Below are 25,782 nucleotides of genomic sequence, written 5' to 3'. Positions count from 1 at the left end.
ATATCGAACCGGGTAGTCTAGTATTACGTCATGGTCAGTCCACGCCCCGCATCCCGCCGCGCCAAGCCCCCCGTCAAGCCCGCCGCGAGCGGCCCCGGCCGGCCGAAGGACCTCGGCAAGCGCGCCGCCATCCTGGAGGCGGCCAAGCAGTTGTTCGCGCGCGAGGGATTCAACGGCGTGAGCATGGACCAGATCGCCGCCGAAGCGGGCGTCTCCAAGCTCACCGTGTACAGCCACTTCGGCGACAAGGACGCGTTGTTCGCTGCCGCGGTCCAGGCCAAGTGCGAGGAGATGCTGCCGGATGCCCTGTTCGAGATCGAACTGACCGGCAGCCTGCGCGACCAGCTGAAGGCCATCGCGCAAGCCTTCTTCGCGCTGATCACCAGCGAGGAGGCCATCAGCACGCATCGCATGATGATGGTCCCCGGCAACATCGACGACAAACTCAAGAAGACGTTCTGGGAAGCCGGCCCGCAGCGCACGCACGAGGCGTTCGCCACGCTGCTGCAGGCGCTGGTGGCCAAGGGCGAACTGGACATCCCGGATGTGGGCACGGCCTCGGTGCAGTTCTTCACCCTGATCAAGGGCGAGGTGCATGCGCGCATGACCTGCGGCCTTTGCAGCCAACCGGGACCGCTCGATACCCGTCGCCACATCGACGCCACCGTGGACATGTTCCTGAGGGCCTATGGCCGCCGCTGAAGCTGAAGCGCCACCCCGCGCGACGGAGGTTGCGGTGACTTCCGGCACTGCGCCCCCGGCCGGACCTGCCGCGATCCTTGCCCAGCGCGGACGATGCCAGCCCGGTAAAATGCCCGGCCCAGCCCTCCGCGTCGGATGACCACCCCCATGACGATCGATTACACCCAGGCCCGCGAAAACATGGTCGAGCAGCAGGTACGTCCCTGGGACGTGCTGGATGCGCGCGTGCTGGAGACGCTGGCCGCGCTGCCGCGCGAGAGCTTCGTGGCCGACGCGCACCGCGCGCTGGCCTACGCGGACCTGGAACTGCCGCTCGGGCATGGCCAGGCGATGGCCAAGCCCGTCATCGAGGGACGCACCCTGCAGGCGCTGAAGCCGCAGGCCGATGAGGACGTGCTGGAGATCGGGACCGGCAGCGGCTACCTGACCGCGTGCCTGGCGCACCTGGCGCGGGACGTCGTCAGCCTGGAGATCCACCCCGACCTCGCCGACGCTGCGCGCGCGCGCCTCGAGGCCGCCGGACTCGGCAGCAACGTGCGCATCGAGACCGCCGATGCGCTGGCCTGGGACACCGACCGTCGTTTCGATGTTGTCTGCGTGACCGGCGCGGTCGCCGCCGTGCCCGCGCGCTTCCTGCAGTGGCTGCGTCCGGGCGGACGCCTGTTCGTCGTGCAGGGCGTGTCGCCGGTGATGGAAGCCGTGCTGCACGTCAACGATGTCAACGGCCCCCGCATCGACTCGTTGTTCGAAACCGACCTCCCCTATCTGGTCGGCGCCGCGCCGGCGCCCCAGTTCGTCTTCTGAAGAAATACACAAAGGAACCCGCATGAGCCGTCGCCCCCTCGTACTCGCGCTCGCACTGGCCTTGCCGGTCGCGGCGAACGCCACCGACCTGATGCAGACCTATGAGCTGGCGCGCACCGGCGACCCCCAGCTCTCCATCGCGGAGTCCACCCGCCTGATCGACAAGGAAGGCGCCGTGCAGGCGCGCGCTGTCCTGCTGCCGCAGATCACCGGCAGCGCCGGCTATGAGCTGACCCACAGCAGCCGTCCGGGCGATCCCACCGGCGACGGCAAGAGCCGCAGCTATGGCGCCTCGGTCAGCCAGACGATCTTCGACTGGAGCCGCATCGCCAACCTGCGCGGCCAGCGCGCCATCAGCCAGGCCGCCGACTACGATCTGGCGTCGGCGAACAACCTGCTGATCACGCGCACGTCGGCGGCCTACTTCAACGTGCTGATCGGCATCGAGTCGCTGGCCGCCGCCGAGACCAACGAGGCCGCATCGAAAAAGCAGTTCGATTACGCGCAGAAGCGCCTCGATGTCGGCCTGGCGCCGATCACCGACGTGCACGAAGCCCGTGCGCAGTACGACAGCGCGCGCGCCAACACCATCCTCGCGCGCAACGCGCTGGACGACAGCTACCGCGCGCTGGCCGAGATCACCGGCCAGCCGATCAGCGGCCTGAAGGGCCTGCCGGACGACTTCCGTCCGGAACTGCCGCCCGAGCAGAACGCGCAGGCGTGGGTGGATCGCGCGCTCGAGCAGAACCCGGACCTGAAGTCGGCCGAGTACGTGCTGGAATCGGCACGGCATGGCGTATCCAGCGCGCGCGCGGGCCACTATCCCACGCTGAACTTCCGCGGCGGCTATTCCAATGGCACCGACTGGGACAGTGTGCCCGGCACGCTGTCGCGCGATGGCGAGGGCTACAACTGGGGCGTGACGCTGACCGTGCCGATCTTCTCCGGCGGCGCCACCCAGTCCGGCGTGCGCCAGGCTCTGGCCCAGCGCGACCGCGCGGCCGACGGCATGGAGCAGACCCGCCGCGCCCTGATCCGCAACACCAGCAACGCCTACCAGGCGCTGGTCGCCGGCGTGACCGAAGTGGAGGCCCGCCGCCTGGCCGTGTTCTCCGCGCAGAGCGCGCTGGACGCCTCGCAGGTCGGCCTGGAGGTCGGTACCCGTACCGTGCTGGACGTGCTGCAGAACCAGCGCACGCTGTTCCAGGCGCAGGTGGAGTACGCACAGGCACGCTACAACTTCCTGCAGAACCGCCTGCTGCTGGAACAGGCCGCCGGTACGCTCGACGGCGCCGACGTGCAGGACGTCAACCGTCTGCTGACCGCCGACGCCGAAGCGCGCCTGTCGTCGCAGCCGGTGTCGCAGTAAGCACCTCGCGTCCCGTGCGCGATGACGACGGCGGGCTTCGGCCCGCCGTCGTCGTTTCCGGAGTGCCACGCTGTCGTGGCAGCGGCGTCAGTCGCGATGCGAGCGGTGCCTGGCCGCCCAAGCGCTCGCGACTCACGTCGCTCCCACGGCCAGCTCACCTACTTCCGGTTCAGATCGCGCCGAGCGCACGCAGCGAGGCGATCTCCACCTCGTCGTAGCCAGCCTCGCGCAACACCTCGTCGGTATGCTGTCCGAGCAGCGGCGGCGCATGCCGCAGATCGACCGGCGTCGCCGACAGCTTGAGAGGACTCGCAACGAGTGGCACCGCGCCGGCATGCGGATGTTCGATGCACGTGACCATGTCGCGCGCCTTCACCTGCGGATCGGCGAACACGTCGGCGATGTCGTTGACCGGCCCGCAGGGGATGCCTGCCGCTTCCAGCAAGGCAAGCCAGCCTTGCCGCTCCCGGGCATGAAACGCGTCCTGCAGCAGGGGGACCAACGCATCGCGATGGCGCACGCGCGCGGCGTTGGTCGCGTAGCGCGGATCGCCGGCCAGCGCCGCGAGATCCAGCAGTTCGCACAGACGCACGAACTGCCGGTCGTTGCCGACCGCCACGATGATGTGCCCATCGGCGACGGCGAAGACCTGGTACGGCACGATGTTCGCGTGGGCGTTGCCCTGCCGTGGCGGCACCTCGCCACCCACCAGATAGTGGCTGCCGAGATTGGCCAGCATCGCGACCTGCGCATCCAGCAGCGCCATGTCGATCACCTGGCCTTCGCCGGTGGCATCGCGGTGGCGCAGCGCGGCGAGGATGGCGACGGTGGCATACATGCCGGTGAACAGGTCGGCGACCGCCACGCCCACCTTCTGCGGCTCGCCGTTCGCGGCGCCGGTGACGCCCATCAGGCCACCCAGGCCCTGGATGGCGAAGTCGTAGCCGGCGCGGCGCGCATAGGGTCCATCCTGCCCGAAGCCAGTGATCGAGCAGTAGACCAGGCGCGGATTGGCGGCGCGCAAGGTGGATGCATCCAGGCGATAGCGCGCCATGTCGCCGACCTTGAAATTTTCCACCAGCACGTCGCTTTCCGACGCCAGGCGGCGGATGACCGCCTGCCCCTCCTCGGTGGCGATGTCGACCGCCAGCGAGCGCTTGTTGCGGTTCGTGCAAAGGTAGTAAGCGGACTCGCCGGTTTCATTGCCATCGGCATCGCGCAGGAAGGGAGGCCCCCAGCCACGCGTATCGTCGCCGCTGCCGGGACGTTCCACCTTGACGACATCGGCACCGAGGTCCGCGAGGACCTGCGTGCACCACGGACCGGCAAGGACGCGGGTCAGGTCCAGGACGCGGACGCCGGCCAGGGCGCGGGGCACCGCCGGGTTCATGCCACCGGGGCCGGCAGGTGCGGCGCGATCATCGCCAGCGTGCGCGCGAGTGCACCCCGGCCGTGTTCGACCAGCGCGCGGCCGCGATCGGCGACCTCGCGACGGCGGCCGTCGTCGGCAAGCAGGGCTTCGATCGCATCGCCCACGCCGGCGGCATCGGGAGCGATCACCAGCGCGTCGGCTTCCACCAGGCGGCGGGAGATCTCGCTGAAGTTGTGCAGGTGCGGCCCCGTCACCACGGGCGTGCCGACGGCGGCCGGTTCCAGCAGGTTGTGTCCGCCGATCGCCTGCAGGCTGCCGCCCACGAAGGCCACGTCCGCGCAGGCATAGAACGCCATCAGCTCGCCCAGCGTGTCGAGCACGAAGACCTCGTTACCCACGGAGGGCCAGCGCTCGCCACGCCGCGTACCGACATGCCAGCCAGCCTCGCGTGCCGCCTCGGCGACGCGCGGGAATCGCTCCGGATGCCGTGGCGCCCACAACAGCAGCAGGTCCGGCCACCGCTGGCGCAGGCGCGCGTGCAGGGCGAGCACGGGCGCCTCCTCGTCTTCGTGCGTACTGGCGGCGATCCAAACGCGTCGCCCGCCGGCGAGATGCTGGCGGAAATCCGCGACCACGTCGCGCACGTTGTCCGGAACGGGAATGTCGAACTTGAGGTTGCCCACATCGCGCACCTGCTCCGGCAGCGCGCCCAGTTGCACGAAGCGACCCGCGTCGTCGCCGGATTGCGCGGCCACCCTGCGTACCGTGCGCAGGGTGCGCGCGATCAGCGGCCGCAGCACGCTGTAGCCGCGCAGCGAGCGCGCCGACAGGCGTGCATTGAGGATGTAGACCGGCACGCGACGGTCGTGGCAGCCGAACAGCAGGCTGGGCCACAGTTCGGTTTCCATGATCAGTGCGAGTCGCGGACGGAAGTGGCCGAGGAAGCGCGCCACCGCGCCCGGCAGGTCGTACGGCGAGTAGACGTGCAGCACGCGCTCGCCCCACAGCGCCTGCACGCGCTGCGAGCCGGTCGGCGTGATGGTGGTGATGAGCAGGCGCAGCCCGCGGTGCCGCTTCAGCAGCGCATCGACGACCGGCGCCGCCGCGTTCACCTCGCCGACCGACACGGCATGCAGCCAGACATCGACGACGCCGCCCGGCATGTCGTAGCTGCCGTAGCGTTCGTTCCAGCGCTGGAAGTATTCCGGGTAGCGGAAGCCGCGCCAGATCAGGTGGTACACCGTGACGGGCGTCAGGATGTACAGCACCACCGAATAGAGGGCGCGCAACAGGCGTTCGGCGGTGCGGTTCGACATGGGCGACAAGGATACCCGCGGCCACCGCTACAATGCGTCATGGCCGACTCCGAGAAGCGATCCTCCGACCCCGGCGAACGTCCACCCCTCGGGCCGCGGCAGTGGCCGTCGTGGCTGGGCATCGGGCTGGCATGGCTGGTCGCCCGGCTGCCGTGGGCCGTGCAGCGCCCGCTCGGACGCGCCGTGGGCGCCCTGCTGTACCGCGTGCTGCGGGAACGCCGGCATGTGGCGCGGCGCAATATCGCCCTGTGCTTTCCGGAACTCGATGCGCAGGCCCAGGAAGCGCTGGCGCGCGCCGGTTTCGGCGAACTGGGCATCGGACTGTTCGAGTTCGCTCGCGCCTGGTGGGGCAGCGTCGCGCCGATGCGGAAAGGCCTGCGGGTCGAAGGACTGGAGCATCTTGCCGCTGCGCGCGCGGGTGGCCGCGGCGTCATCGTGGTGTCCGGCCACTTCACCACGCTGGAGATATCGGCGCGCCTGATGTGCGATTACGCGCCACTGGCCGGCATGTACCGTCCCCACAACCAGGGGGCGATGGAGTGGGCGGTCAAGCGCGGCCGGCTGCGCTATGCCACCGCCATGTTCACCCGCGACGAACTGCGCCCGGCGCTGAAGCACCTGAAGCAGGGCGGCCTGCTGTGGTTCGCGCCGGACCAGGACACCCGCCGCGGCGACAGCGTGTTCGTTCCGTTCTTCGGGCATCCCGCCTACAGCCTGACGTCGACGCACCAACTCGCCCGCCTGTCCGGTGCGGCGGTGATGGCGTTCTCCCATGTCCGGCGCGACGACGGTGGCTACACGCTCACCCTGTCGCCCGCGTTCGAGGATTTCCCGTCGACGGACGCCACCGCCGACACGGCACGCGTGATCGCCGCCATCGAAGCCATGGTGCGAAAGGCGCCGACGCAGTACCTGTGGATCCATCGCCGCTTCAAGCGCCAGCCCGACGGGCGCGGCGAACTCTACCGATAGAGGTTCGGCTCGCCGGGTGGCCGTGTCTTGAACCGTCGGTGCACCCACAGATACTGCTCGGGATGCTGGCGCACGACCGCCTCCAGCTCGGCCATGTAGCGGGCGGCGTCCTGCGCCGGGTCGCCACTCGGCCATCCGCGCCAGGTGGGCTCGACGCGCAGCTGGTAGCGACCGTCATCGTCGCGATGGAACCAGAACGGCAATACCACCGCATTGCCGCGGCGCGCGAGATCCGGCGTGGCGGTCAGCGTGGCGGCCGGCACGCCGAAGAACGGCACGAACGCGTTCTGGTAGTTGAAATCCTGGTCGGCCGAATACGCCACGATGCCGCCGCGCGACAATGCGCGCAGCAGGCCGCGCACGTCCTTCTTGGCGATCACGTCGGCGAACACGCGACGCCGCGCGCCGTCCAGCAGGCGCTCGATGCAGGGATCGTTGTTGCGCCGCGCGACGATGGTCACGCGTTCGCCCAGTGCCTCGCCGAGCAGTCGCGCGCACAGTTCCGAATGCGGGATGTGTCCGCCGAACAGCAGGATGCCGCGTCCCTGCGCCTGCGCGGCGCGCACGTGTTCCAGCCCTTGCACGTCGGCAAGCCCGCGCAGCGCATGGGCGGGGGCGTACCAGCCGCGGATGAGTTCGAGGGCCCCGGTCACCGTGGCATGCACGGTGTCGCGCAGCAGACGTGCCTGCGCCTGCGCGTCGCGCTCGGGAAAACACAGTGCGATGTTGGTGGCCGCATGCCGCCGGCGCTTGGCCAGCAGGGGCCACAGCAGGAAGGTGGCCAGACGCCCCATCGCCAGCAGCACCGCCTGCGGCACGCGTGCGACGCCATGGGCCAGCAGGTTGGCGGGCGCTATGAACCAGCAGCGCCGGCCGGGCGAACGCTCATTCGTCATCGCGCGCAAGCAGGCTGCCTGCGTATAGCGCCGCGAGCATCAGGGTCAGGCCACCCCAGAACGTCGAATAGAACGCCAGGTGGGTGTTGAAAGGAAATACCGTGACCGCCAGCGCCAGCATGGCGGGCCGCGCCCGGTCCTTGGCCTGCGGCCTGGCATAGCGCCACGCGCGCCATGCCAGCGCCGCGCCCGCCAGCCACAGCAGCAGACCGATGATGCCGGTCTCGCTGAGCACCTCGAGTACGATCTGGTGGGCGTGGTACGCGGGGCCCTGTCCCCACGCCGGTCGTCCATCGGCGCTGGCATCGCAGGCGGGAAACGCTTCGCGGAAGCCCCGCGCGCCGACCCCGTTCACCGGATGGCGCGCGATCATGCAGCCCGCCGCCGACCAGATCTGGCCACGTCCGGACAATGCCGTGTCCACGCCCGCCTCGCTGGCGGTCAGGGCATGGGTGGTGAGCAGGATGCGCTCGCGCACCTGCGGCGACGCTACGGTCAGCACCGCCAGCAGCACGGCGCCAAAGGCGAACACGGCCAGCAGCCGCTTCCAGCCCAGCAGCTTCCAGCCCGAGAACACCAGCACCAGTGCGTAGGTGATCCAGGCCGCGCGCGCGCCCGCCAGCAGCACCACGACACCGATCGCCGCCGAGGCCAGCAGCCAGCCCGCGACCTGCAGGCGTCGGGCAGCGGCGAACAGCAGGAACGGCGACAGGCTCGCCATCACCACGCCAAGCTTGCGGTTGCAGGGACCGAGGAAGCCGCTGAGGCGGTCGATGCCGGCCATCTGCTCCGCCGTGCACATCGGGCGTCCGCTGATCAGGTGCTTTAGCTGGTCCAGGCCCCAGAACAACGGGCTGGTGCCGAACAGCGCCTGCGCCAGCGCGTCGATCGTCCAGACGGCCACGATGACGGCCAGCCCGGTGAACGTGGTGTGCCGCGCGCGCGCGTTCGCGACGGAGGCGGCCACCAGCCAGAGGAACGGCAGGTAGCGCAGGTCCACCGCCGCCTCGCGCAATGCGCGGGGCGCATCGACCGCATCGATCGCGGAGATCGCCTGGGGCAACCAGTACGCAGCGAACAGGGCGCTGGTCAGCGCCCACGCCGCCCCGCTGAGCAGGCGCGCGCTGCCCCGGAAACGGCCGAGCAACAGGCGGATGATCGCCGCCAGGGCACCCAGCACCATCACGCCTTCCGCATACCCCGGCGCCGGCCACAGGGCGACGAACGTCAGCACCCAGGCAGGCGCCCAGCGCCAGCCGTGCGGTGCACGATGGGCGGACGTATCAGGGATCGATGGCGAGTCGGCGGTCATCGGCGAGATCGTGGTAGAGGGCGAGCGTGGCGTCCTGCATCGCGCGCAGGGTGTAAGACTCCATCGTAGCCAATGCCGGCGGCGGATGGGCGAGCGCTGCTTTCACGGTATCGAGCAGGCGGTATTCATCGAACGCCGGCACCGCACCCGCCGGCTGCAGTTCGCCGAGCAGTTCCCCGACACCGCCATGCCTCCAGCCCACGACGGGACGACCCACCGACAGGCTCTCGATGACGGTGCGGCCAAAGGCCTCGGGCTTGCGCGACAGTTGCAGCACCACGTCGCTGGCGGCGTACGCACGCGCGATCTCCGTCGTCGGTGGCGTGGTCGCAAGGGCGTCGGCACAGCCGGTGCGTGCGGCATCATTTTCCAGATCCGCCACATACTGCTCACGACCGGCCTCGCGCGCACCCGGCATCCACAGGCGGACATCGCTGCCGGCGGCACGCAGGCGACCCAGCAGCGCGATGGCGTCGTGATGGCCCTTCAACCGGGTGCCACGGCCCGGCAGCAGCAGCAGCGGAGCATCCCCTGCGAGCGATGGATGCTGCATCGCCGCCCACGCACGCGCATCGCGATCAGGATAAAGGGCGCGCGGGAACTGCGCCGGGTCGATGCCACGCGGGATCACCACCAGCTTGCGCGGATCCGTGCGCGGGTAGTGCTGCAGCAGGTAGCGACGCACCGTGTCCGACACGCAGATCACGCGTTCGCCATGGGTCATCACGGCGCTGTAGCGGCTCGGCGAATTGAGCCCGTGCATGGTGGTGACGAAACGGGGCCGCGACGTCGCCGGCATGCCGCGCAGCGCCCACAGGCCGAGCCATGCGGGCAGGCGCGAGCGCGCATGCACGATGTCGGCACCGACCTGCGCGAACAGCTGCCGCAGTGCGGCCACATGGCGCAGCGTCAGCAGCGACTTGCGGCCGATGGCGAGGGTGATGTGTTCGGCGCCACTGCTGCGCAGGGCGGGTTCAAGGCGTCCGCCGGCCGAGACGACCACGGCGCGATGGCCAGCGCGCACCAGCGCATCGGCGATCTCAAGGGTGGAGCGTTCGACACCGCCGGATTCCAGCGCCGGCAGCAACTGGACGACGGTCAGTCGGCGCATGGTCGGCGGGCCATGCGGAAGGGCGGCATCGTCCGGTCAGTCGGCCAGGACGAAGTGCGACCCGCAGTACGGGCACTGCACGTCGCCCCCGGGCGCGTCCTCGATGGGCAGGTAGACGCGCGGGTGCGAATTCCACAGCGCCATGGACGGCAGCGGGCAGCTCAGCGGCAGGTCGCTCCGCGACACGGTGTAGCGCTTCTCGGCGTTGGCGGGCGCGGTGGCGGTCTGGCTCATGGCGGTGGCGAATCGCAGAACAGGGGGTGCCCAGTCTACCAGCCGCCCCGGACCGTCCCAAGGCGCGGTGCCGGCAACGAAGAACGCCGCCCCTGGGGGCGGCGTTCGGGATCACGTCGGCGAGGGAACCGGCTTACTTCTTGGCGTCGGCCGTCGCTTCGGTGGTGATCTTCAGCGTGACTTCGTCGCTGACCATCGGCGCATAGGCACCCAGGCCGAAGTCGCTGCGCTTCACGGTGGCGGTGGCGTCGAAGCCGATCGCCGGCACCTTCTTCATCGGGTGCTCGCCGGCCTTGTTGAGGGTCACGTCCAGCACCACCGGCTTGGTGACGCCCTTGATGGTCAGGTCGCCGGTGACCTTCAGCTTGCCTTCGCCGGCAGCCTCGACCTTCGTGCTCTTGAAGGTGGCGCTGGGGTACTTGGCGGCGTCGAACCACTTGTCGCTGGTCAGGTGGTCGTAGAACTGGTCGGCCAGCGCGCTCAGGCCGGTCAGCGGCAGGGTGACCTGCACGCTGGAGGCCGAAACCTTGTCGGCGTCGTACACGAGGGTGCCGTCGGCCTGGCCGAAGTTGGCGCTCGGGTTCGAGTAGCCGAAGTGGTTCCAGCTGGCCAGCACATTGGTATGGCCGGGATCGAGCTTGTAGGTCACCGGCGCGGCGAACGCGGCACCGGCAAAGGCGAACAGGGCGGCAACGAGCAGGGTCTTGCGCATGGGGAAATCTCCGGTGGGTGGGGTATCAGAGGATGCGCGCGGCTTCGTCGAAGCCCAGGCGCGGGGAACGCGGGAAGATGCTGGACGGATCGCCATGGCCGAGGTTGACCAGGATGTCGGACTTGATCGCGGTGCCGGCGAAGAAAGCCTCGTCGACCTTGCCGGCGTCGAAGCCGGTCATGGGGCCGGCGTCCAGGCCCAGCGCGCGCGCGGCGAGGATCAGGTAGGCCGCCTGCAGGCTCGCATTGCGCAGCGCCGGCTTGAACCGGTTCTCGCGCGGCCCCTCGAACCAGGCCTTGGCATCGGTGTGCGGGAACAGGAACGGCAGCTTCTCGTGGAAGTCCTCGTCGCGCCCGATGATCACTGTCACCGGTGCCGCCATCGTCTTGGCATAGTTGCCTTCGTCCAGCGCCGGACCCAGCTTGGCCTTGGCCTCGGCCGACTTCACGAACACGAAACGCGCCGGCGTGGTGTTGGCCTGCGTGGGGCCGAACTTCAGCAGGTCGTACAACTGGCGCAGCGTGTCGTCGCTGACCTCGCCACTGAAGGCGTTGTAGGTGCGCGCAGTGCGGAACAACTGGTCGAGCGAAGCGGCGTCGAGGGCGTGGGACATGGGCAACCTGCAGCGGAAGGGAGGGAAGCCCGAGGTGCCGGGCCAGCGAATGCGGGGGAGTGTAGAGTGTCCTGACTATGGCCACATCCAATCGCCCCGGAACGGATTGTTTTAACCAGTGGAACGAAAAAGTCCTGTGATGGCCGATGCGCCCCGCCTCTGCACGCTGAGCGACGGCCATGCCGGCAATGTGCGGCAGGCTGCGGCGCTGGCGCGCGCCCTGGGCCTGCACGCGGACGAGATCACGCTGGCGGCGCGCGCGCCTTGGCGCTGGGTGGCGCCGCGTTCGCTACCCGGCGCGCCGACCGCGTTCGGAGCGGCCTTCCGCACCATGTGGAACGCACCGCCCGCGCTGGCCATCGGCTGCGGACGCCAGGCGGCGCTGGCGACGCGGCTGCTGCGCGATCGCGGCAGCCGCGTCGTCCAGATCCTCGACCCTCGCATCGATCCGTCGCATTGGGATCTGGTGATCGCCCCGGCGCACGACGGACTGGCCGGCGCGAACGTGCTCACCCTGCTCGGCAGCCTGAATCCGGTCGACGACGCCTGGCTGTCCGCTGCGCGCGGCGCGTTCGCGGCGTTGGCTGCCCTGCCCTCGCCACGCACGGCACTGCTGATCGGCGGCGGCAGCGCGCACTACGCCTTCGACGACGCTGCGTTCGCACGCCTCGCCACGGCGCTCGACGACACGACGGGCGCAGGCAGCCTGATGATCACGACGTCGCGACGCACCTCCCGCGACATCGTGCAGCGCGTTCGCCAACGCTACGCCGCGCGCCCGCACACCGTGCTCTGGTGCGATGCGAGCGACGGTCCCAATCCCTACGCAGGGCTGCTGGCCTGGGCCGACCGCATCGTCTGCACGCCGGAATCGGTCAACATGGTGTCGGAAGCCTGCGGCACGCGCGTGCCCGTGCAGGTCTTCGAGCCGGATCGCGTTGGCGGACGTCCCCGCCGCTTCCTGGACACGCTGGTCGCGCGCGGACGCATCCGCGATCTCGCCGACGCGTCGCCTGCCTTCGACGGTGAACCCTTGCGCGAAACCGCCCGCATCGCCGCCGACGTGCGCGCCCGCCTGGAGCTCTATCGCTGGAACGGTCATACAAGCAGTTCTTTGTAGGAGCGGGCCATGCCCGCGGTGCTCTTGATTCGGCATCCGGAGCAAAAGCATCGCGGGCATGGCCCGCTCCCACAAAGAACGAAGGGCTACGCCGGATCGAAGGCAAGTCCGTGCGCCGCCGTGGTCCGCTGCACCACCGCGCGGGCCGTCGCCAGTGCCGCGTTCTCGACCACCAGCCGCGGACGCCGGTCGAGCGTGCAGCCCAGACCTTCGGCGACGAAGGTCGCATGCACGGCATCGAGGGCGTCGGCCTCGTCCGTCGACAGTGCCCCTTGCGCCGCCAGTGTCGCGACAAGGCCGGGCGTATCGCGGGGCGACAGCAGGGCCGGTTGCGCCGCTGCGTCACGCAGTACCAGGTACTGCACCAGGAACTCGAGGTCGACCAGGCCTCCCGCCCCCTGCTTCAGGTCGAAGCGGGCGACATCGCTGCGGTCCAGCTCGCTGCGCATGCGCGCACGCATCCTGATCACGTCATCGCGCAGTGCGCCGGCGTCGCGCGCGCGCGCCAGCGTGGCCGTCCGCACGTCTTCGAACGCCTGCCGCAGCGTGGCATCGCCGGCGATGGCGCGCGCGCGGACCAGCGCCTGATGTTCCCACGTCCATGCGCGCTCGCGCTGGTACTCCGTGAAACTGGCCAGCGACGACACCAGCAGGCCTTTCGCGCCGTCCGGGCGCAGGCGCACATCCACGTCGTAGAGTCGGCCCGCTGCCGTGACCGCGCCGAGCAATGCCACGATCTTCTGCGCCAACCGCGCATACCAGCGACCCGCTTCCATCGGCCGCAGCCCATCGGAGTCCGCCTCCGGCGGCGCATCGAACAGGAACACGAGGTCGAGATCGGAGCCGAAGCCGAGTTCTTCGCCGCCGAGGCTGCCGTAACCCACCACCGCGAACCGACCCGACCCGACCACGCCGTGCGAGGCGGCGACGTCGCGCGTGGCGACCTGAACCACGACGCCGACGACTTCGTCCGCCAGCCACGCCAGCTGGCGCACGCTGTCGCGCGCCGACTGGCGTCCGTCCAGCGCGGCCAGCGCCACGCGGAAGCTAAGGGCCAGGCGGCGCTCGTTCAATACGCGCAGGCACGTCTCCGGATCGTCTTCGAGCAGCGCGGCCTCGCACTCCGCGCGCAGTTCACCGCGGTCGGGCATCGGGCCGGAGACGCGCGTGTCAAGCAGTTCGTCCAGCAACAACGGGTACTGGGCCAGTCGTTCGGACAACAGTGCGCTGCGTGCCAAGACGTCGACCAGCCGCCCCAACGCGCTGGGCTGCTCATCGAGCAGGGCCAGATAGCTTGCGCGCCGCAGGATGGCCTGCAGCAGCGACAGCACGCGTCGCAGCGCGGCATCCGGCTGCGACGAACGCGCGCAGGCATCGAGCAAGGCGGGCACCACGCGATCCAGGCGCGCACGCGCGGCATCGGACAACGCGCGCACGCCACTGAACTGCACGAATTCGCGCAGTGCGCCATCCGCGCTGCCGGCATCGGCGAATCCGGACAACGCCAGCACCTGCGCATCGCCCCCGTCGGGCAATGCGCGCCAGTACAGCGCCAACGCACCCGGCGCGGCATCGCGCTGGCGCGGCGCCAGCAGTTCGGCGAACTCGGCGGACACGCGTGCGCGCTGCACATCCAGGGCCGCACGCAGCGCTCCCCAATCCGGATGGTCGAGACCCCGTGCGATGCGGTGACGCTCCAGCGGATCCTCGGGCAGTGCGTGCGTCTGTGCATCGCGCAGCATCTGCAGGCGGTTCTCCAGCCGGCGCAGGAAACGGTAGGCCTGTATCAGCGCCTCGCCTTCCTCCGGCGACACCTGGCGTGCCGCCACCAGCGCCGGCAGCGCCACGCGCAGGCGCCGTTCGCGCAGGGTCGCTTCGCGCCCCCCGCGGATGAGCTGCAAGGCCTGCACCAGGAATTCGATTTCGCGGATACCGCCCGGGCCGCGCTTGATGTCGTCGGCCAGTTCGCGGCGCGCGACCTCGGCAGCGATGGCGGCCTTCATTTCGCGCAGGCCATCGAGGGCGGTGTAGTCCAGGTACCGGCGATAGACGAACGGCCGCAATGACTCCAGCCAGCGCTCCCCCGCCTCGATGTCGCCGGCGACCGCGCGCGCCTTCAACCATGCATAGCGTTCCCAGTCGCGGCCTTCGCGCTGGAAGTACTGGTCCATCCCGGCGAACGACAACGCAAGGCGACCCGCATTGCCGAAAGGACGCAGGCGAAGGTCGACGCGATGGCAGAAGCCGTCGACGGTCGGCTCATCCAGGAGTTTCGCCAGACGCTGGCCCAGCCGCATGAAGTAGTCCTCGGCGGCGAGCGATCGCGCGCCGTCGGATTCGCCCCCTTGCGGATACGCATAGACCAGGTCGATATCGGAAGAGAAGTTCAGTTCACCGCCGCCCAGCTTGCCCAGGCCGAACACCACCAGGCGCTGCACACTACCGTCGGGTGCACGCACGACGCCATGCCGTTGCGCGAACTCGGCTTCCAGCGCGTCGAGCGCGGTCTGCAGGCAGACCTCGGCCAGGCGCGTGGTGCCGGCCAGCGTGTCGTCGACCGTGTCCAGGCCATGCACGTCGCGCCACACCAGCCGAGTCGACTCGGCGGCGCGGTAACGACGCAGCAGCTCGGGCCATTGCGCGGTGTTGTCGGTCGTCAGTGCGGGCACCGGCCACGGCGCGGCGCCATCGTCGCGCAACAGTACGGTCAGCAGATCGGGCTGGCGGCGCAGGGTTTCGAGCGCGAGGTCGCTCGTGGCGATCACGCTCGACACACGATCGACGTGGCCGGTGTCTGCGAGCAGTCCCTCCATGTCGGCGGACACGGCGCGCAGTCGCGCCAGACCGCGTTCGATCAGTGCATCGCGTTCCGTGTCCAGGGACGAGGTCGCATCGTTCATGGCGGCGATTCTGGCATGCGCCGCGACTGTTGTAGGAGCGACGTCAGTCGCGACCGGAGTTCGTCAGACCACGGCGATGTCAAACCAGCAAGAATTCGCTCCGACCGTCCCCCTGCGCACCTTGGCTGCCGCGTCGTGCGGTCGCGACTGACGTCGCTCCTACGACAGGCGGGATCAGGCCGCCTGCGAAAGATCCGGCAGCACGGCCTCGTGCCGCAGCGACAGGCCGAACTGCTCCGCCATGTGCTTAAGCAGCACCGGCTTCACCTGGTCCATACCGGAGGGACCGCCGAGATCCGCCAGCGAAACGACCTGCAGGCCCTGATAGCCGCACGGATTGATGCGGTGGAACGGTCCGAGATCCATCGCGATGTTGAACGCGAGGCCATGGAAGGTGCAGCCGCGCCGCACGCGGATGCCGAGCGCGCCGATCTTGGCGCCGGCCACGTAGACGCCGGGAGCGCCGTCCTTGCGTTCGGCATGCACGTTCCACTCTGCCAGCGTATCGATCATCGCCTGCTCGATCCTGCAGACGTAGTCGCGCACGCCGACCTTCAGGCGCTTCAGGTCGAACAGCGGATACGCAACGATCTGGCCGGGGCCGTGGTACGTCACCTGTCCGCCACGGTCGACATGGACGACCGGGATGTCGCCCGCCGCAAGCACGTGCTCGGGCTTGCCGGCCTGGCCGAGGGTGAACACCGGGTCGTGCTCCACCAGCCACAGTTCGTCGCCGGTCGCGTCGGTACGCGCATCGGTGAAGCGTTGCATGGCGCGCCAGACCGGCTCGTAGGCCTGGCGGCCGAGCTCGCGGACAGCGCAGGGCGAGGTCACAGCGTCCACTTCACTTCCGGGTGGTCGCGCAGGGCTTCATGCGCCGCGTCGTACTGCGCGCGGTCGTTGGCCTGGAAGCGGATGCGCACGGACACGTACTTGCCGTTGGTGGAATGCTTCCAGCTGATGTCTTCGTGCAGCACCTCGACGCCTTTCGATTCCAGCAGGCGGGGCAGCTCGGTCTCCAGGCCGGTGCCGGCCGAGCCCATGGCGCTGAGCTCGAAGGTGCCGGGAAACTGGAAGCCGTGTTCGGGGTTGTCGGATTTGATTTCCATGCCCGGATTATTGGGATGCGGGCAGCGAAAGCCAAGCCACGCCACCCGGGAACGACGAAGGGCCGCGTGCGCGGCCCTTCGTCTTCACCCGGCGCGGCGGTTCAGCGCGCCAGCTGCACCAGGCTGGACGAGACCCAGCCCTTGTTGCCGAGTTCGTCCTCGACTTCCCACATCACCCCGTCCTTGTTGCCGGTGGGGTACAGCATCATGCCGGGATCCAGGTCGCGCACGGCCTTGCCGGTGCCCTTCGGGTTGGCGAACAGGCGGCCGGGCTTGGTCATCTCCACCGCCTGCTGGGCATTGGATGCCGAGGCATTGCCGGACAGGCCGCCCAGCTCGCTGACCAGGTTGGTGTAGGCCTGCAGGTAGGCCAGCGTGATGACCTGGCCGATCTCGGTGTTGGCGTAACCGCTGGCACCGCCACCGCCCCAGTGGCTGCCGGTGAACAGGCTGCCGCCCGCGCCCCAGCCGATGTCGGTCTTCTTGGCGCTGCCTTCGGCCATGGCGACCTGCTCGGAAGAACGCACGTCGGTGACGGTCAGGACGACGTCGGCGGTCTTCTTCTTGAAGTCCAGTCCGCCCACCACCCGACCGACGTTGCCACCCATCAGTCCGCCCAGCAGGCCGCTGATGGCATTGCCGCCGGCATTGCTGTTCTGCGAGATCAGGTCGGGCACCAGCACGTAATCGGCGGCACGGATCTGGCCCTTGCCGATGTTGGAGCGGTTGCGCAGCTCCCCACTGGCGGCCAGATCGCGCTCGGCCATCGCCGCACCCATGCCAACCCCACGGTCCACCAGCGTGAAGCAGCGCGACTTGTTGACGAACACCTTGATCAGCTTCGACGGTGCCGGCAGCTGCTGGCCACTCCACCAGTTCACGCCGTCCTCGGGCTCGATCACCGAGATGGTGCCCAGCGGCTTGCTGCAGGTCGGGATCTCCGCGGTCTGCTGCTTGCGCTGGTCCTGCGCGCTCTGGCGCTGCGCCCAGGCGGGTGTCGTCGCAGCGGCCGCCATCAGCAGGCAGGCCGTCATCGTCATCTTCTTGCAGGTTCCCCTGTTCACGCGTGCTTCTCCTTGAGAATGATGGTGCCCGCACCCCGCGGACCTTCCATTGCGGGCGTGGCCTGCGTTCGCGTGCCGGGTCGCCCGACCGCGATGATAGGCGAAGAATGCGGTTTCGCTGGCTACACACGAAAAGAGTGACATCCAAAGGCCATCGGGCAAGGCGGGGAGGCGATACGGCGATAATGCCCGCCCTTCCCGCGAGGTCCGCCGTGCCCTATCTGCTCTCCAGCGTCGTCTGCAGCGTGCTCGTGTCGGTCCTGCTGAAGCTCATGCAGCGGCGCGGCATCGACACGGCCCAAGGCATCGCCTGGAACTACCTGGCCGCCTCCCTGCTGTGCTTCACCCTGCTGGATCCGCCGCTGTCGGCACTGGCCGCTGCGCATGCTCCGTGGCCCGCGCTCGCGCTGCTGGCGGTCCTGCTGCCGGGCATCTTCCTGGCGCTGTCGGCCTCGGTGAAGGCGGCCGGCATCGTGCGCACCGACATCGCACAGCGCATGTCGCTGGTACTGTCGCTGCTGGCCGCCTTCCTTTGGTTCGGTGAACAGGCCAATGCGCTGCGTCTCGCCGGTCTCGCAGTGGGCCTGGTCGCCATCGTGTTGCTTGCGCTGCGCCCGCGCACCGCGTCGGCCGAGGCCGAGGGCGGCTGGACCGGCTGGGCATTGCCGCTGGTGGTGCTGGTCGGCTACGCCAGCGTGGACGTGCTGTTGAAGCACATCGCCGCAGCCGGCACGCCGTTCGCAGCCTCGCTGCAGGTCGCCTTCGTCGCCGCCTTCATCGTGATGCTGGGCGTGCAGGGCGCACGGCGCCTGCGTGGCGGCCCGGCGCTCACGCTGCCCGCGCTCGGCACGGGCCTGCTGCTCGGGGCGTTGAACTTCGGCAACATCCTGTTCTACGTGAAGGCCCACCGCGCGCTGCCCGACCATCCGGCGGTGGTGTTCTCGACGATGAACATCGGCGTGGTGGTCCTGGGCACGCTGGCCGGCACGTGGCTGTTCCGCGAGCGGCTGAGCCGCACCACCCTGCTGGCGATTCCGCTCGCGATCCTCGCCATCGCGGTGATCGCGGCCGGCCTGTAGGCAGGCAAGAAAAAGGCCGGCATGCGCCGGCCTTTCCTCATCGTGCGGTGCGCCGGATCACTCCGACTCCCACCACATCCAGAATGCGTCCCACAGGCGCTTGAAGAAGCCGGCTTCCTCGATCGGCGTGATCGCCACCAGCGGCGACTGCGCGACGACCTTGCCGTCCAGCGTGACCTTCACCGTCCCGATGGCCTGGCCTGCGGTGATCGGCGCCACCAGCGTCTTCGGCACGTCCATCGTCGGCTTCAGGTCGTCGTAGCGGCCCCGCGGCACGCTGACCAGCATCGGCTGGGCCACGCCCAGCTGCACATCCTTGGTCTTGCCCTTCCAAACGCGCTGCGTGGCGATGGCCTTGCCCGGCTCGTAGAGGCGGTGGGTTTCGTAGAAGCGGAAGCCCCAGTTCAACAATGCCAGGCTGTCGTCGGCGCGCTGCTTCTCCGAGGTGGATCCCATCACCACCGCGATCAGGCGCTGGTCGCCGCGCTTGGCCGAGCTCATCAGGCAGTAGCCCGCGGCGGAATGGTGGCCGGTCTTGATGCCGTCCACGCTCGGATCGCGCCACAGCAGCAGGTTGCGGTTCGGCTGGGTGATGGTGCCGACCGTGAATTCCTTGATCTTGTTGAAGGCGTACTGCTCCGGATACTCGCGGATCAGGGCGCGGCCCAGCAACGCCAGGTCGTACGCGGTGGAGTAATGCTCCGGCGCCGACAGGCCATGCGCGTTGACGAAGTGCGAGTCCTTCATGCCGATCTGCGCGGCGTAGTTGTTCATCAGCGATGCGAAGGCTTCCTGGCTGCCGGCGGCGTGCTCGGCCAGGGCGATGGCGGCGTCGTTGCCGGACTGCACGGCCATGCCGGTTTCCATGTCCAGCAGCGGCGCGGTCTTGTTGACGGCGAAACCGCTGTAGCTGCCGTCGGTGCCGGCGCCGCCCTCGCGCCAGGCGCGCTCGCTCATCATCACCTGGTCGGTCGGCTTGATCTTGCCGTTCTTCTGCTCGGCGGCCAGCACGTACGACGTCATCACCTTGGTGATGCTGGCCGGCTCGACACGCTCGTTGTAGTTCTCGCCCGCCAGTACCTGCCCGGTGATGTAGTCCATCAGCACCCAAGCGGTCGCCGTCGGCGTGGGCGCGGGCGGGATGGCGACGGGAGCCGCGGCGGCGGCGGGCGGCGTGGCCGGCGCGGGGGTCTGGGCGATGGCCAGACCCATGGCGGTGGTCGCGAGCGCGGCGAGAACGAAACGGAACTTCATCGGCGGAAAACTCCTGGCAAGGCCCTGGGCCTGACGGTGCAAGGCGAACATTGTAGGGAGGCCGGCTACCGCGTGGGTTGGAAAGACGTAAAAAACCGGCAGCCGGACGTCGACGCTAGTCGCGAACGATCTGCGGGCGTCCGAAACCCAGACTCGCGATCCTGCCCGCCAATGCTTCGGCCGACGCGGCATCGGCGGCCCCCACGCGCAATCGCCACAGCGGGCGGTCCGCGCCGGGCACATCGCTGAGCCGCGCGTCGGCGATGCCGGCGGCGGTCAGGCGCGCGAGCGCGCGGTCGGCATTGTCGCGACTGGAGAAACTGGCGACCTGCAGCTGCACGGTGGATGGCGTCGCCGCGGCCGGCGGAGGGGCCTTCGCCGGCACGGCGGCAAGCGGCACGCTCGCGGCAGCGCTGGTGACCACAGGGGTGCCCGGCTTGCCGGACGCGACACGTACCCCGTTGGCTTTCATCCACGCCTCGAAGCCGGCGGCACTGGGCACATCGCCCGGCTTGGCTGGCACGTGGTAGCGGACCGCCTCTGCAGGCAACGTCCCGACGAGCTGGTCCATCGCCGAGGGAGGCGAATCCGCCGCGGGCGTGGCCGCGAGCGTGGCGCCTTCCGGCGTCAGCGCGCGCACTTCCACGCGACCCGTCCCGCGCTGGGTGATGCCCAGGCGCACCGCGGCGGCATAACTCAGGTCGATCACGCGGCCCTCGTGGAAAGGACCACGATCGTTCACCCGCACGACCACCGACTTGCCGTTGTCCAGGTTGGTCACGCGCGCGAAGCTGGGCAAGGGCAGCGACTTGTGCGCGGCGCTGTAGGCGTACATGTCGTACACCTCCTGGTTGGAGGTTCGACGGCCATGGAACTTGTTGCCGTAGTACGAGGCGGTGCCCTGCTCCACGTAGCCGTCGACGCGGTCGAGGACGCGGTACTGCTTGCCGAGCACCGAATACGGCGACTTGTTGCCGACCCGCGATCGCGCCTCGGCGGTGACCACGGGTTCGCGGATGCAATCCAGGTCGGGCACGTGGTCGGGCGTTGTGTCCGACACGCCGGGCTTGTACAGGCCACCGGCGGTGTAGTCGCCACGCGTGGACAGGTCTTCCTGCGCGGGCGCGTAGCGCGAGCAGTCCTTGCCCGCGATGGCCGGCGAGGGCGTCGCCGGCGCCGGCCGCACGGTGCCGCCGGTGGAGGCCGACGGTGGCTTCTTCGGCGCCGTGCTGCACGCGGCCAGGGCCACCGCCAGCAGCGGCAGGGCCAGCCACTTCATGCCGGCGGAATCTCGCGGCCGGCGATCGCCTGCGACAGCTGGTAGACCGCCATCGCGTACATCTTGGAATTGTTGTACCGGGTGATCGCGTAGTAGTTCTGGAAGCCCAGCCAGTACTGCTTGCCGTCCGCGCCATCCAGTTGCACCAACGTGGCCATCGCGTCCGGCGCGACCGGGTCGAGCGGCCGGTAGCCCTTCTCGGCCAGCTGCGCGAGCGAATAATCGGGTGTCCAGGTCTCCGGGTTGAACTCGGCGAAACCGTCCTGCAGCTGGGCGCGCGCGACGACCGCGCCGCCCGGCACCCAGCCGCCGCGTTCGCCACCCTTCTTGCGGAAGTAATTGGCGATCGAGGCGAAGATGTCCGGATACGTGGCGAACAGATCACGGCGACCGTCGCCGTTGCCGTCCACTGCGAACTCGCGGTAGCTCGATGGCATGAACTGGCCCAGCCCCATCGCGCCGGCATAGCTGCCGGTCAGCGAGGCGATGTCGAGCTTCTCTTCCCGTCCCAGCGCGAACAGCTGCGCCAGTTCGTCGCGGAAGAACTGCTCGCGACGGTATTCGTACGCCGCACGCTCCGGATTGCCGGTGCGCGGATAGCGGAACGCGAGCGTGTACAGCGCATCCAGCACCTTGTGGCGACCGGTGAAGCCGCCGTAGTTGGTCTCCACGCCGATGATCGACACGATCACCTCGGCCGGCACACCGTACTGCTGCTCGACGCGGGTCAGCTCGTCGCGGTGCTGCGCCATGAATGCGCGGCCCCCATCGATGCGGGTCTGGGTCAGGAAGCCAACCCGGTATTCGCTCCATGGCTTGACCCGTTCCGCCGGTCGCGACATCGCCGCGACCACGCTGTCGAGGAACTGCGCCTTGGCCAGCGTCGCCTCGATCTCGGCGGGTGCGATGCCGTACTTCGCGGAGGTATCGCGCACGAACTGCGCACGCGCGGTGGGGAAATCGACCGGCTTCAGCGCTTCCGGCGGCACCTCGGCCACACGCTCGACCGACGTCTCGGCGGGCGTCGCCGGAGCGGCAGCGGAAGGCGTCGTCGAAGCCGCCGGTGGCGGCGGTTGCGGTGTGGCGCAGGACGCCAGGCCCAGCACCAGAAGGCAGGAAAGTGCGTTTCGCATCATCGGGGCGAGGGTAGCATGCAGGGTGCGGGAAATCGTGAACGTTGGGAGGCGGCAGTGAGTGGAGCGGAGCGAGGAACAGCAACACCTGCTTCTACTCACGCCTCACTCCTCTCCACGCACTCCTCAATACCCATGCACGGGACGATGCGCACGCACCGCCATCACCAGCCCCAGGCCGGCGAGCAGCGACACCGCCGAGGTGCCGCCGTAACTCAGCAGCGGCATCGGCACGCCGACCACCGGCAGCAGGCCCGAGACCATGCCGCCGTTGACGATGACATAGACGAACAGTGCCATGCCCAGCGTGCCGGCGAGCAGGCGCGAATACGTATCGCGCGCGTCCATCGCAATCCACAGGCAGCGTCCGACGACGAACAGGTACAGCGACAGCGTCACCGCCACGCCGATCCAGCCGAATTCTTCCGACAGCACCGAGAAGATGAAGTCGGTCGTATGTTCCGGCAGGTAATCCAGGTGGGACTGCGACCCCTGGCCCCAGCCCTTGCCGTTCCAGCCGCCGCCGCCTATGGCGATCTTCGACTGCAGGATGTTCCAGCCCGCGCCGAGTGGATCGTTTTCCGGATCGCGGAACGTCAGGATGCGGTTCTGCTGGTACTCGCGCAGGAACGAGAACCACGAGATCGGCGCGAACATCACCAGTCCCACGGCGGTACCGCCCAGCACGCCGGCCGTGATGAACCACCACCACGACAGGCCGGCGAGGTAGAGGCCGAACACGCCGCTGGCCGCGACCAGCATCGCCGTGCCGAAGTCCGGCTGCAGCAGGATCAGCCCGGTGGGCAGGCCGATCAGCAGCGCCGCCACGAGCGTGGTGCGCCAGCCCGGCGGCAGCGGCTCGCGATGCAGGTACCACGCCAGCATCATCGGCAACGCGATCTTCAGCAGTTCCGACGGCTGCAGGTAGAAGAACTTCAGGTCGATCCAGTGCGCGCCGTGCTTGCCGGTGCCGATGAACAGCACCAGCACCAGCGGCAGCAACGCCACGGCGAATACGCCCGGCGTCCAGGCACGCAGGCGCACCGGCGTGACCCGCGACAGTGCCCACATCGCCACCAGGCCGACGCCGAAGCGCACGCCCTGCGCCAGCACCAGCCGCGATCCCAGCGCTTCGCCACCGGCGCTGTACAGCACGGCCAAGCCGATCCCCATCAGCGCCACCAGGGCGCCGAGCAAAGGCCAGTCCAGCGTGCGCAGCACGTGCCGCAGCAGGTCGAAACCCCAGCGCAGGAGATCGGTCATGCCGAAGCCCTCCGCGCGGACGCCGCTTCAAGCCCATCTCTCCCCGGGAGAGGGGTTGGGGTGAGGGTCGGGGCAGGCGCGATGCCGGGGATAGAAGAGGAGCGCGGTGCGAGCGCGGTCGAGTTACTGGAGTTCGCACCCACACGACCTCCGCTGCCCCTCACCCCAACCCCTCTCCCGGTGGGAGAGGGGCTAGTGCCCTGGCTCGGACTTGTGCCCGGCGCCGGATTCGCAGGCGGTGTCGTCGTCGGTGCGGCCGGTGTCGGCGCAGCAGGCGGTCCCGCTGGCGTAGTGCCGACGGGCACGGCCTCCTCGCCCTCCTTCTCCGGCATCTTCCCCAGCAGGTAGGCATCGAAGATCTTGCGCGCCATCGGCCCGGCGGTGCTGCCGCCGTAGCCGCCGCCTTCCACCGCGATGGCGATGGCGATCGTCGGGTTGTCGGCCGGCGCGAAGCCGACGAACAGGGAACGGTGGCGCAGGTGCATGGGCAGGCTGCGCGGATCGACCGCCGCGGTGCCACGGCGGCTGATCACCTGCGCGGTGCCGGTCTTGCCCGCCATCAGGTAGGGGGCGTTCAGGGCGACGCGCCAACCGGTGCCGCCGGGCTGCATGGTGTCCTGCATGCCGAGTCGCACCACCTCCACGTTCGCGGGATTCGGGCTGATCGCGATGGGCGCCGGTTGCGGCATCCGCTCCCATGGACGGTCGAAACCGACGCGCGATTCCCGGACCAGGTGCGGGCGCCGCAACTGCCCGCTGGCGATGCCGGCGGTGGCGCGCACCAACTGCAGGGGCGTGACTTTCCAATCGCCCTGCCCGATCGCGACATTGACGGTATCGCCCGGATACCAGCGCTCCTTGCGCGATTTCAGCTTGGCCGCCGGCGACGGCAGGATGCCGCCGATCTCGCCCCGCAGGTCGACGCCGGTCGGCTGCCCGAATCCGTAGTGCTCCATGTAGTCGTCGAACTGCGCGATGCCGAGATCGAGCGCCAGCCGGTAGTAGTACGTGTTCACCGATTGCGAGATCGACTTGCGCAGGTTGGTCACGCCATGGCCGCGGCGGCTGGCGTCGCCCCAGCCGCGGCTCGTGCCGGGCAGGTAGAACATGCCGGTCGACACCACCGTGTCCTCCGGCTTGCGCTTGCCGCTGTCCAGGCCGGCCAGCGCGATCAACGGCTTCAGCGTCGAGCCCGGCGCCACGCCACCCAGCACCAGGCGGTTGAACTGCGGCCGCGACGGGTTGTCGTTGAGCCGCTTGAAATCCGTGCTGGAAATCCCGTTGACGAACAGGTTCGGGTCGTAACTGGGCAGGCTGACCATCGCCAGGATCTCACCGGTGCGCGGATCGACCGCGATCGCCGAACCCTCCAGTTCGCCGAAGGAATCGACGATCGCCTGCTGCAGTTTCGCGTCCACGCTCAGGCGCAGGTCGGTGCCCGCCTGCGCCGGCACGCGGCCGACCACGCGCAGCGCGCGGCCTTCCACGTTCGTTTCGACTTTTTCGTACCCGATCTTCCCGCGCAACTGCTCGTCGTAATAGCGCTCCAGGCCGGTCTTGCCGATGTGGGTCAGCGCGGCATTGATCTCGCCCAGCGACGCCAGGTCTTTCTCGTCCACGCGCCCGACGTAGCCGACGATGTGCGCGAACAGTTCGCCGTAGGGATAGCGCCGCGTGAGATAGGGAACCAGCTCAACCCCGGGATAGCGCCAGCGGTCGACCGCGAAACGCGCCATCTCCTCTTCGCTCACGCGCAGCTTCAGCGTGATCGGGCGGAACCCGCGCGTCGCCTTGCGCGTGGCCTCGAAGCGCGCGATGTCCTCGGGGTCGAGATCGATGATCTTCGCCAGTTCGGCGATCAGCTTGGCCGGCTCCTTGACCTTGTCGGGCGTCACGTCGAGGCGGAACGCGGGCACGTTCTCCGCCAGGAGCAGGCCGTTGCGGTCATAGATGGTGCCGCGGCCGGGCACGACCGGCCGCGGGCGGATGCGGTTCGCTTCCGAGCGCGTGGCGTAGTCGGCGTGGTCGATGACCTGCAGCTTGAAGTACCACGCGCCCAGGCCCAGCAGGCACAGCGCGACCACCACGAATCCGGTCACCGCGCGGCGACGGAACTGGTCGGCTTCGGCGTGCGGATTCTTGCCGCGACGGCGGGGCCCGAGCATGGC

Annotated in this window: 23 protein-coding genes; 6 read left to right on the top strand and 17 right to left on the bottom strand. The window is 69.3% G+C overall.

The annotated features are described in order from the left end of the window. Positions 1-30 precede the first annotated feature (30 nt). From ACSQ19_RS09750 to ACSQ19_RS09740, 3 genes are all read left to right on the top strand, one after another. Positions 31-702, top strand: a complete 672-nt coding sequence (locus ACSQ19_RS09750; RefSeq protein ID WP_296279285.1) for a TetR/AcrR family transcriptional regulator — start codon at positions 31-33, stop codon at positions 700-702. Positions 703-849: 147 nt separating this feature from the next. Beyond that, entirely contained in the window at positions 850-1,506 is a 657-nt protein-coding gene (locus ACSQ19_RS09745; RefSeq protein WP_435996629.1) for a protein-L-isoaspartate O-methyltransferase family protein, read from the top strand. A 22-nt stretch (positions 1,507-1,528) separates the two neighbouring features. Continuing rightward, on the top strand, positions 1,529-2,875 hold the full coding sequence (locus tag ACSQ19_RS09740; protein ID WP_296279281.1) for a TolC family outer membrane protein: 1,347 nt from the start codon (positions 1,529-1,531) through the stop codon (positions 2,873-2,875). A 169-nt stretch (positions 2,876-3,044) separates the two neighbouring features. On the opposite strand, the gene ACSQ19_RS09735 is transcribed toward ACSQ19_RS09740, so the two are convergent. Continuing rightward, the gene (locus ACSQ19_RS09735; protein WP_435996626.1) at positions 3,045-4,253 is read right to left on the bottom strand and encodes a CaiB/BaiF CoA transferase family protein; all 1,209 of its coding nucleotides are present in this window, start codon (positions 4,251-4,253) and stop codon (positions 3,045-3,047) included. 8 nt (positions 4,254-4,261) lie between these two features. After that, positions 4,262-5,563 (bottom strand): lipid IV(A) 3-deoxy-D-manno-octulosonic acid transferase, encoded by a 1,302-nt coding sequence (gene waaA / locus ACSQ19_RS09730; protein ID WP_299344390.1) that lies wholly within the window; start codon positions 5,561-5,563, stop codon positions 4,262-4,264. 39 nt (positions 5,564-5,602) lie between these two features. Here waaA and lpxL point away from each other — a divergent pair, with 39 nt between their 5' ends. Then, entirely contained in the window at positions 5,603-6,535 is a 933-nt protein-coding gene (gene lpxL, locus ACSQ19_RS09725; protein ID WP_435996624.1) for an LpxL/LpxP family Kdo(2)-lipid IV(A) lauroyl/palmitoleoyl acyltransferase, read from the top strand. Here the strand turns inward: lpxL and ACSQ19_RS09720 are convergent. The 6 genes from ACSQ19_RS09720 to ACSQ19_RS09695 form a co-directional block, all read right to left on the bottom strand. Beyond that, complete coding sequence (locus ACSQ19_RS09720; protein WP_435996622.1) at positions 6,526-7,431, bottom strand: lysophospholipid acyltransferase family protein; 906 nt, start codon at positions 7,429-7,431, stop codon at positions 6,526-6,528. The two genes, lpxL and ACSQ19_RS09720, sit on opposite strands and share 10 nt — an antisense overlap. Next, positions 7,421-8,743, bottom strand: a complete 1,323-nt coding sequence (locus ACSQ19_RS09715) for an O-antigen ligase family protein (RefSeq protein ID WP_296279272.1) — start codon at positions 8,741-8,743, stop codon at positions 7,421-7,423. The genes ACSQ19_RS09720 and ACSQ19_RS09715 overlap by 11 nt, the downstream gene beginning before the upstream one ends. Continuing rightward, positions 8,715-9,854, bottom strand: coding sequence for a glycosyltransferase (locus ACSQ19_RS09710; RefSeq protein WP_435996620.1), 1,140 nt, complete (start codon positions 9,852-9,854; stop codon positions 8,715-8,717). The genes ACSQ19_RS09715 and ACSQ19_RS09710 overlap by 29 nt, the downstream gene beginning before the upstream one ends. Positions 9,855-9,890: 36 nt before the next feature. Next, positions 9,891-10,088, bottom strand: a complete 198-nt coding sequence (locus ACSQ19_RS09705) for a zinc-finger domain-containing protein (RefSeq protein WP_296279269.1) — start codon at positions 10,086-10,088, stop codon at positions 9,891-9,893. A gap of 133 nt (positions 10,089-10,221) precedes the next feature. Beyond that, positions 10,222-10,896, bottom strand: a complete 675-nt coding sequence (locus tag ACSQ19_RS09700) for a YceI family protein (protein ID WP_435996618.1) — start codon at positions 10,894-10,896, stop codon at positions 10,222-10,224. Further along, positions 10,826-11,413 carry a malonic semialdehyde reductase gene (locus ACSQ19_RS09695; protein WP_299344376.1) on the bottom strand — a complete coding sequence of 196 codons (588 nt, stop codon included), beginning with the start codon at positions 11,411-11,413 and terminating at the stop codon, positions 10,826-10,828. The genes ACSQ19_RS09700 and ACSQ19_RS09695 overlap by 71 nt, the downstream gene beginning before the upstream one ends. Positions 11,414-11,552: 139 nt before the next feature. On the opposite strand from ACSQ19_RS09695, the gene ACSQ19_RS09690 reads away from it, so the two are divergent. Next, positions 11,553-12,533, top strand: a complete 981-nt coding sequence (locus tag ACSQ19_RS09690) for a mitochondrial fission ELM1 family protein (protein WP_435996615.1) — start codon at positions 11,553-11,555, stop codon at positions 12,531-12,533. A gap of 86 nt (positions 12,534-12,619) precedes the next feature. On the opposite strand, the gene glnE is transcribed toward ACSQ19_RS09690, so the two are convergent. The 4 genes from glnE to ACSQ19_RS09670 form a co-directional block, all read right to left on the bottom strand. After that, positions 12,620-15,433, bottom strand: a complete 2,814-nt coding sequence (gene glnE, locus ACSQ19_RS09685) for a bifunctional [glutamate--ammonia ligase]-adenylyl-L-tyrosine phosphorylase/[glutamate--ammonia-ligase] adenylyltransferase (protein WP_435996613.1) — start codon at positions 15,431-15,433, stop codon at positions 12,620-12,622. Between the two features lie 174 nt (positions 15,434-15,607). After that, positions 15,608-16,276: a lipoyl(octanoyl) transferase LipB gene (gene lipB, locus ACSQ19_RS09680; protein ID WP_435996611.1), complete on the bottom strand. Its 669-nt coding sequence runs from the start codon at positions 16,274-16,276 to the stop codon at positions 15,608-15,610. After that, positions 16,264-16,542: a DUF493 family protein gene (locus ACSQ19_RS09675; RefSeq protein WP_299344368.1), complete on the bottom strand. Its 279-nt coding sequence runs from the start codon at positions 16,540-16,542 to the stop codon at positions 16,264-16,266. The genes lipB and ACSQ19_RS09675 overlap by 13 nt, the downstream gene beginning before the upstream one ends. A gap of 101 nt (positions 16,543-16,643) precedes the next feature. Next, positions 16,644-17,558: a CsgG/HfaB family protein gene (locus ACSQ19_RS09670; protein WP_436000929.1), complete on the bottom strand. Its 915-nt coding sequence runs from the start codon at positions 17,556-17,558 to the stop codon at positions 16,644-16,646. Between the two features lie 260 nt (positions 17,559-17,818). Here ACSQ19_RS09670 and ACSQ19_RS09665 point away from each other — a divergent pair, with 260 nt between their 5' ends. Continuing rightward, a complete protein-coding gene (locus ACSQ19_RS09665; protein ID WP_436000927.1) occupies positions 17,819-18,685 on the top strand; it encodes an EamA family transporter in 867 nt (288 codons plus the stop codon). Between the two features lie 57 nt (positions 18,686-18,742). Here the strand turns inward: ACSQ19_RS09665 and ACSQ19_RS09660 are convergent, their stop codons facing one another. From ACSQ19_RS09660 to mrdA, 5 genes are all read right to left on the bottom strand, one after another. Further along, positions 18,743-19,939 carry a D-alanyl-D-alanine carboxypeptidase family protein gene (locus tag ACSQ19_RS09660; protein ID WP_435996609.1) on the bottom strand — a complete coding sequence of 399 codons (1,197 nt, stop codon included), beginning with the start codon at positions 19,937-19,939 and terminating at the stop codon, positions 18,743-18,745. Positions 19,940-20,054: 115 nt separating this feature from the next. After that, positions 20,055-21,218 (bottom strand): septal ring lytic transglycosylase RlpA family protein, encoded by a 1,164-nt coding sequence (locus ACSQ19_RS09655; RefSeq protein ID WP_435996607.1) that lies wholly within the window; start codon positions 21,216-21,218, stop codon positions 20,055-20,057. Continuing rightward, positions 21,215-22,354, bottom strand: a complete 1,140-nt coding sequence (gene mltB / locus ACSQ19_RS09650) for a lytic murein transglycosylase B (RefSeq protein WP_435996605.1) — start codon at positions 22,352-22,354, stop codon at positions 21,215-21,217. Before mltB ends, ACSQ19_RS09655 begins: the two co-directional genes overlap by 4 nt. A gap of 123 nt (positions 22,355-22,477) precedes the next feature. Further along, complete coding sequence (rodA, locus tag ACSQ19_RS09645) at positions 22,478-23,614, bottom strand: rod shape-determining protein RodA (protein WP_296279254.1); 1,137 nt, start codon at positions 23,612-23,614, stop codon at positions 22,478-22,480. Further along, positions 23,611-25,779 carry a penicillin-binding protein 2 gene (gene mrdA / locus ACSQ19_RS09640; protein ID WP_435996603.1) on the bottom strand — a complete coding sequence of 723 codons (2,169 nt, stop codon included), beginning with the start codon at positions 25,777-25,779 and terminating at the stop codon, positions 23,611-23,613. Before mrdA ends, rodA begins: the two co-directional genes overlap by 4 nt. Positions 25,780-25,782 lie beyond the last annotated feature (3 nt).

Origin of the sequence: Pseudoxanthomonas sp. LjRoot127 (assembly GCF_964253495.1) — a bacterium.
Taxonomy (GTDB): Bacteria; Pseudomonadota; Gammaproteobacteria; order Xanthomonadales; family Xanthomonadaceae; genus Pseudoxanthomonas_A.
The sequence above is the reverse complement of the archived record's forward strand: the minus strand, read 5'-3'. Positions and strand labels throughout refer to the sequence as shown.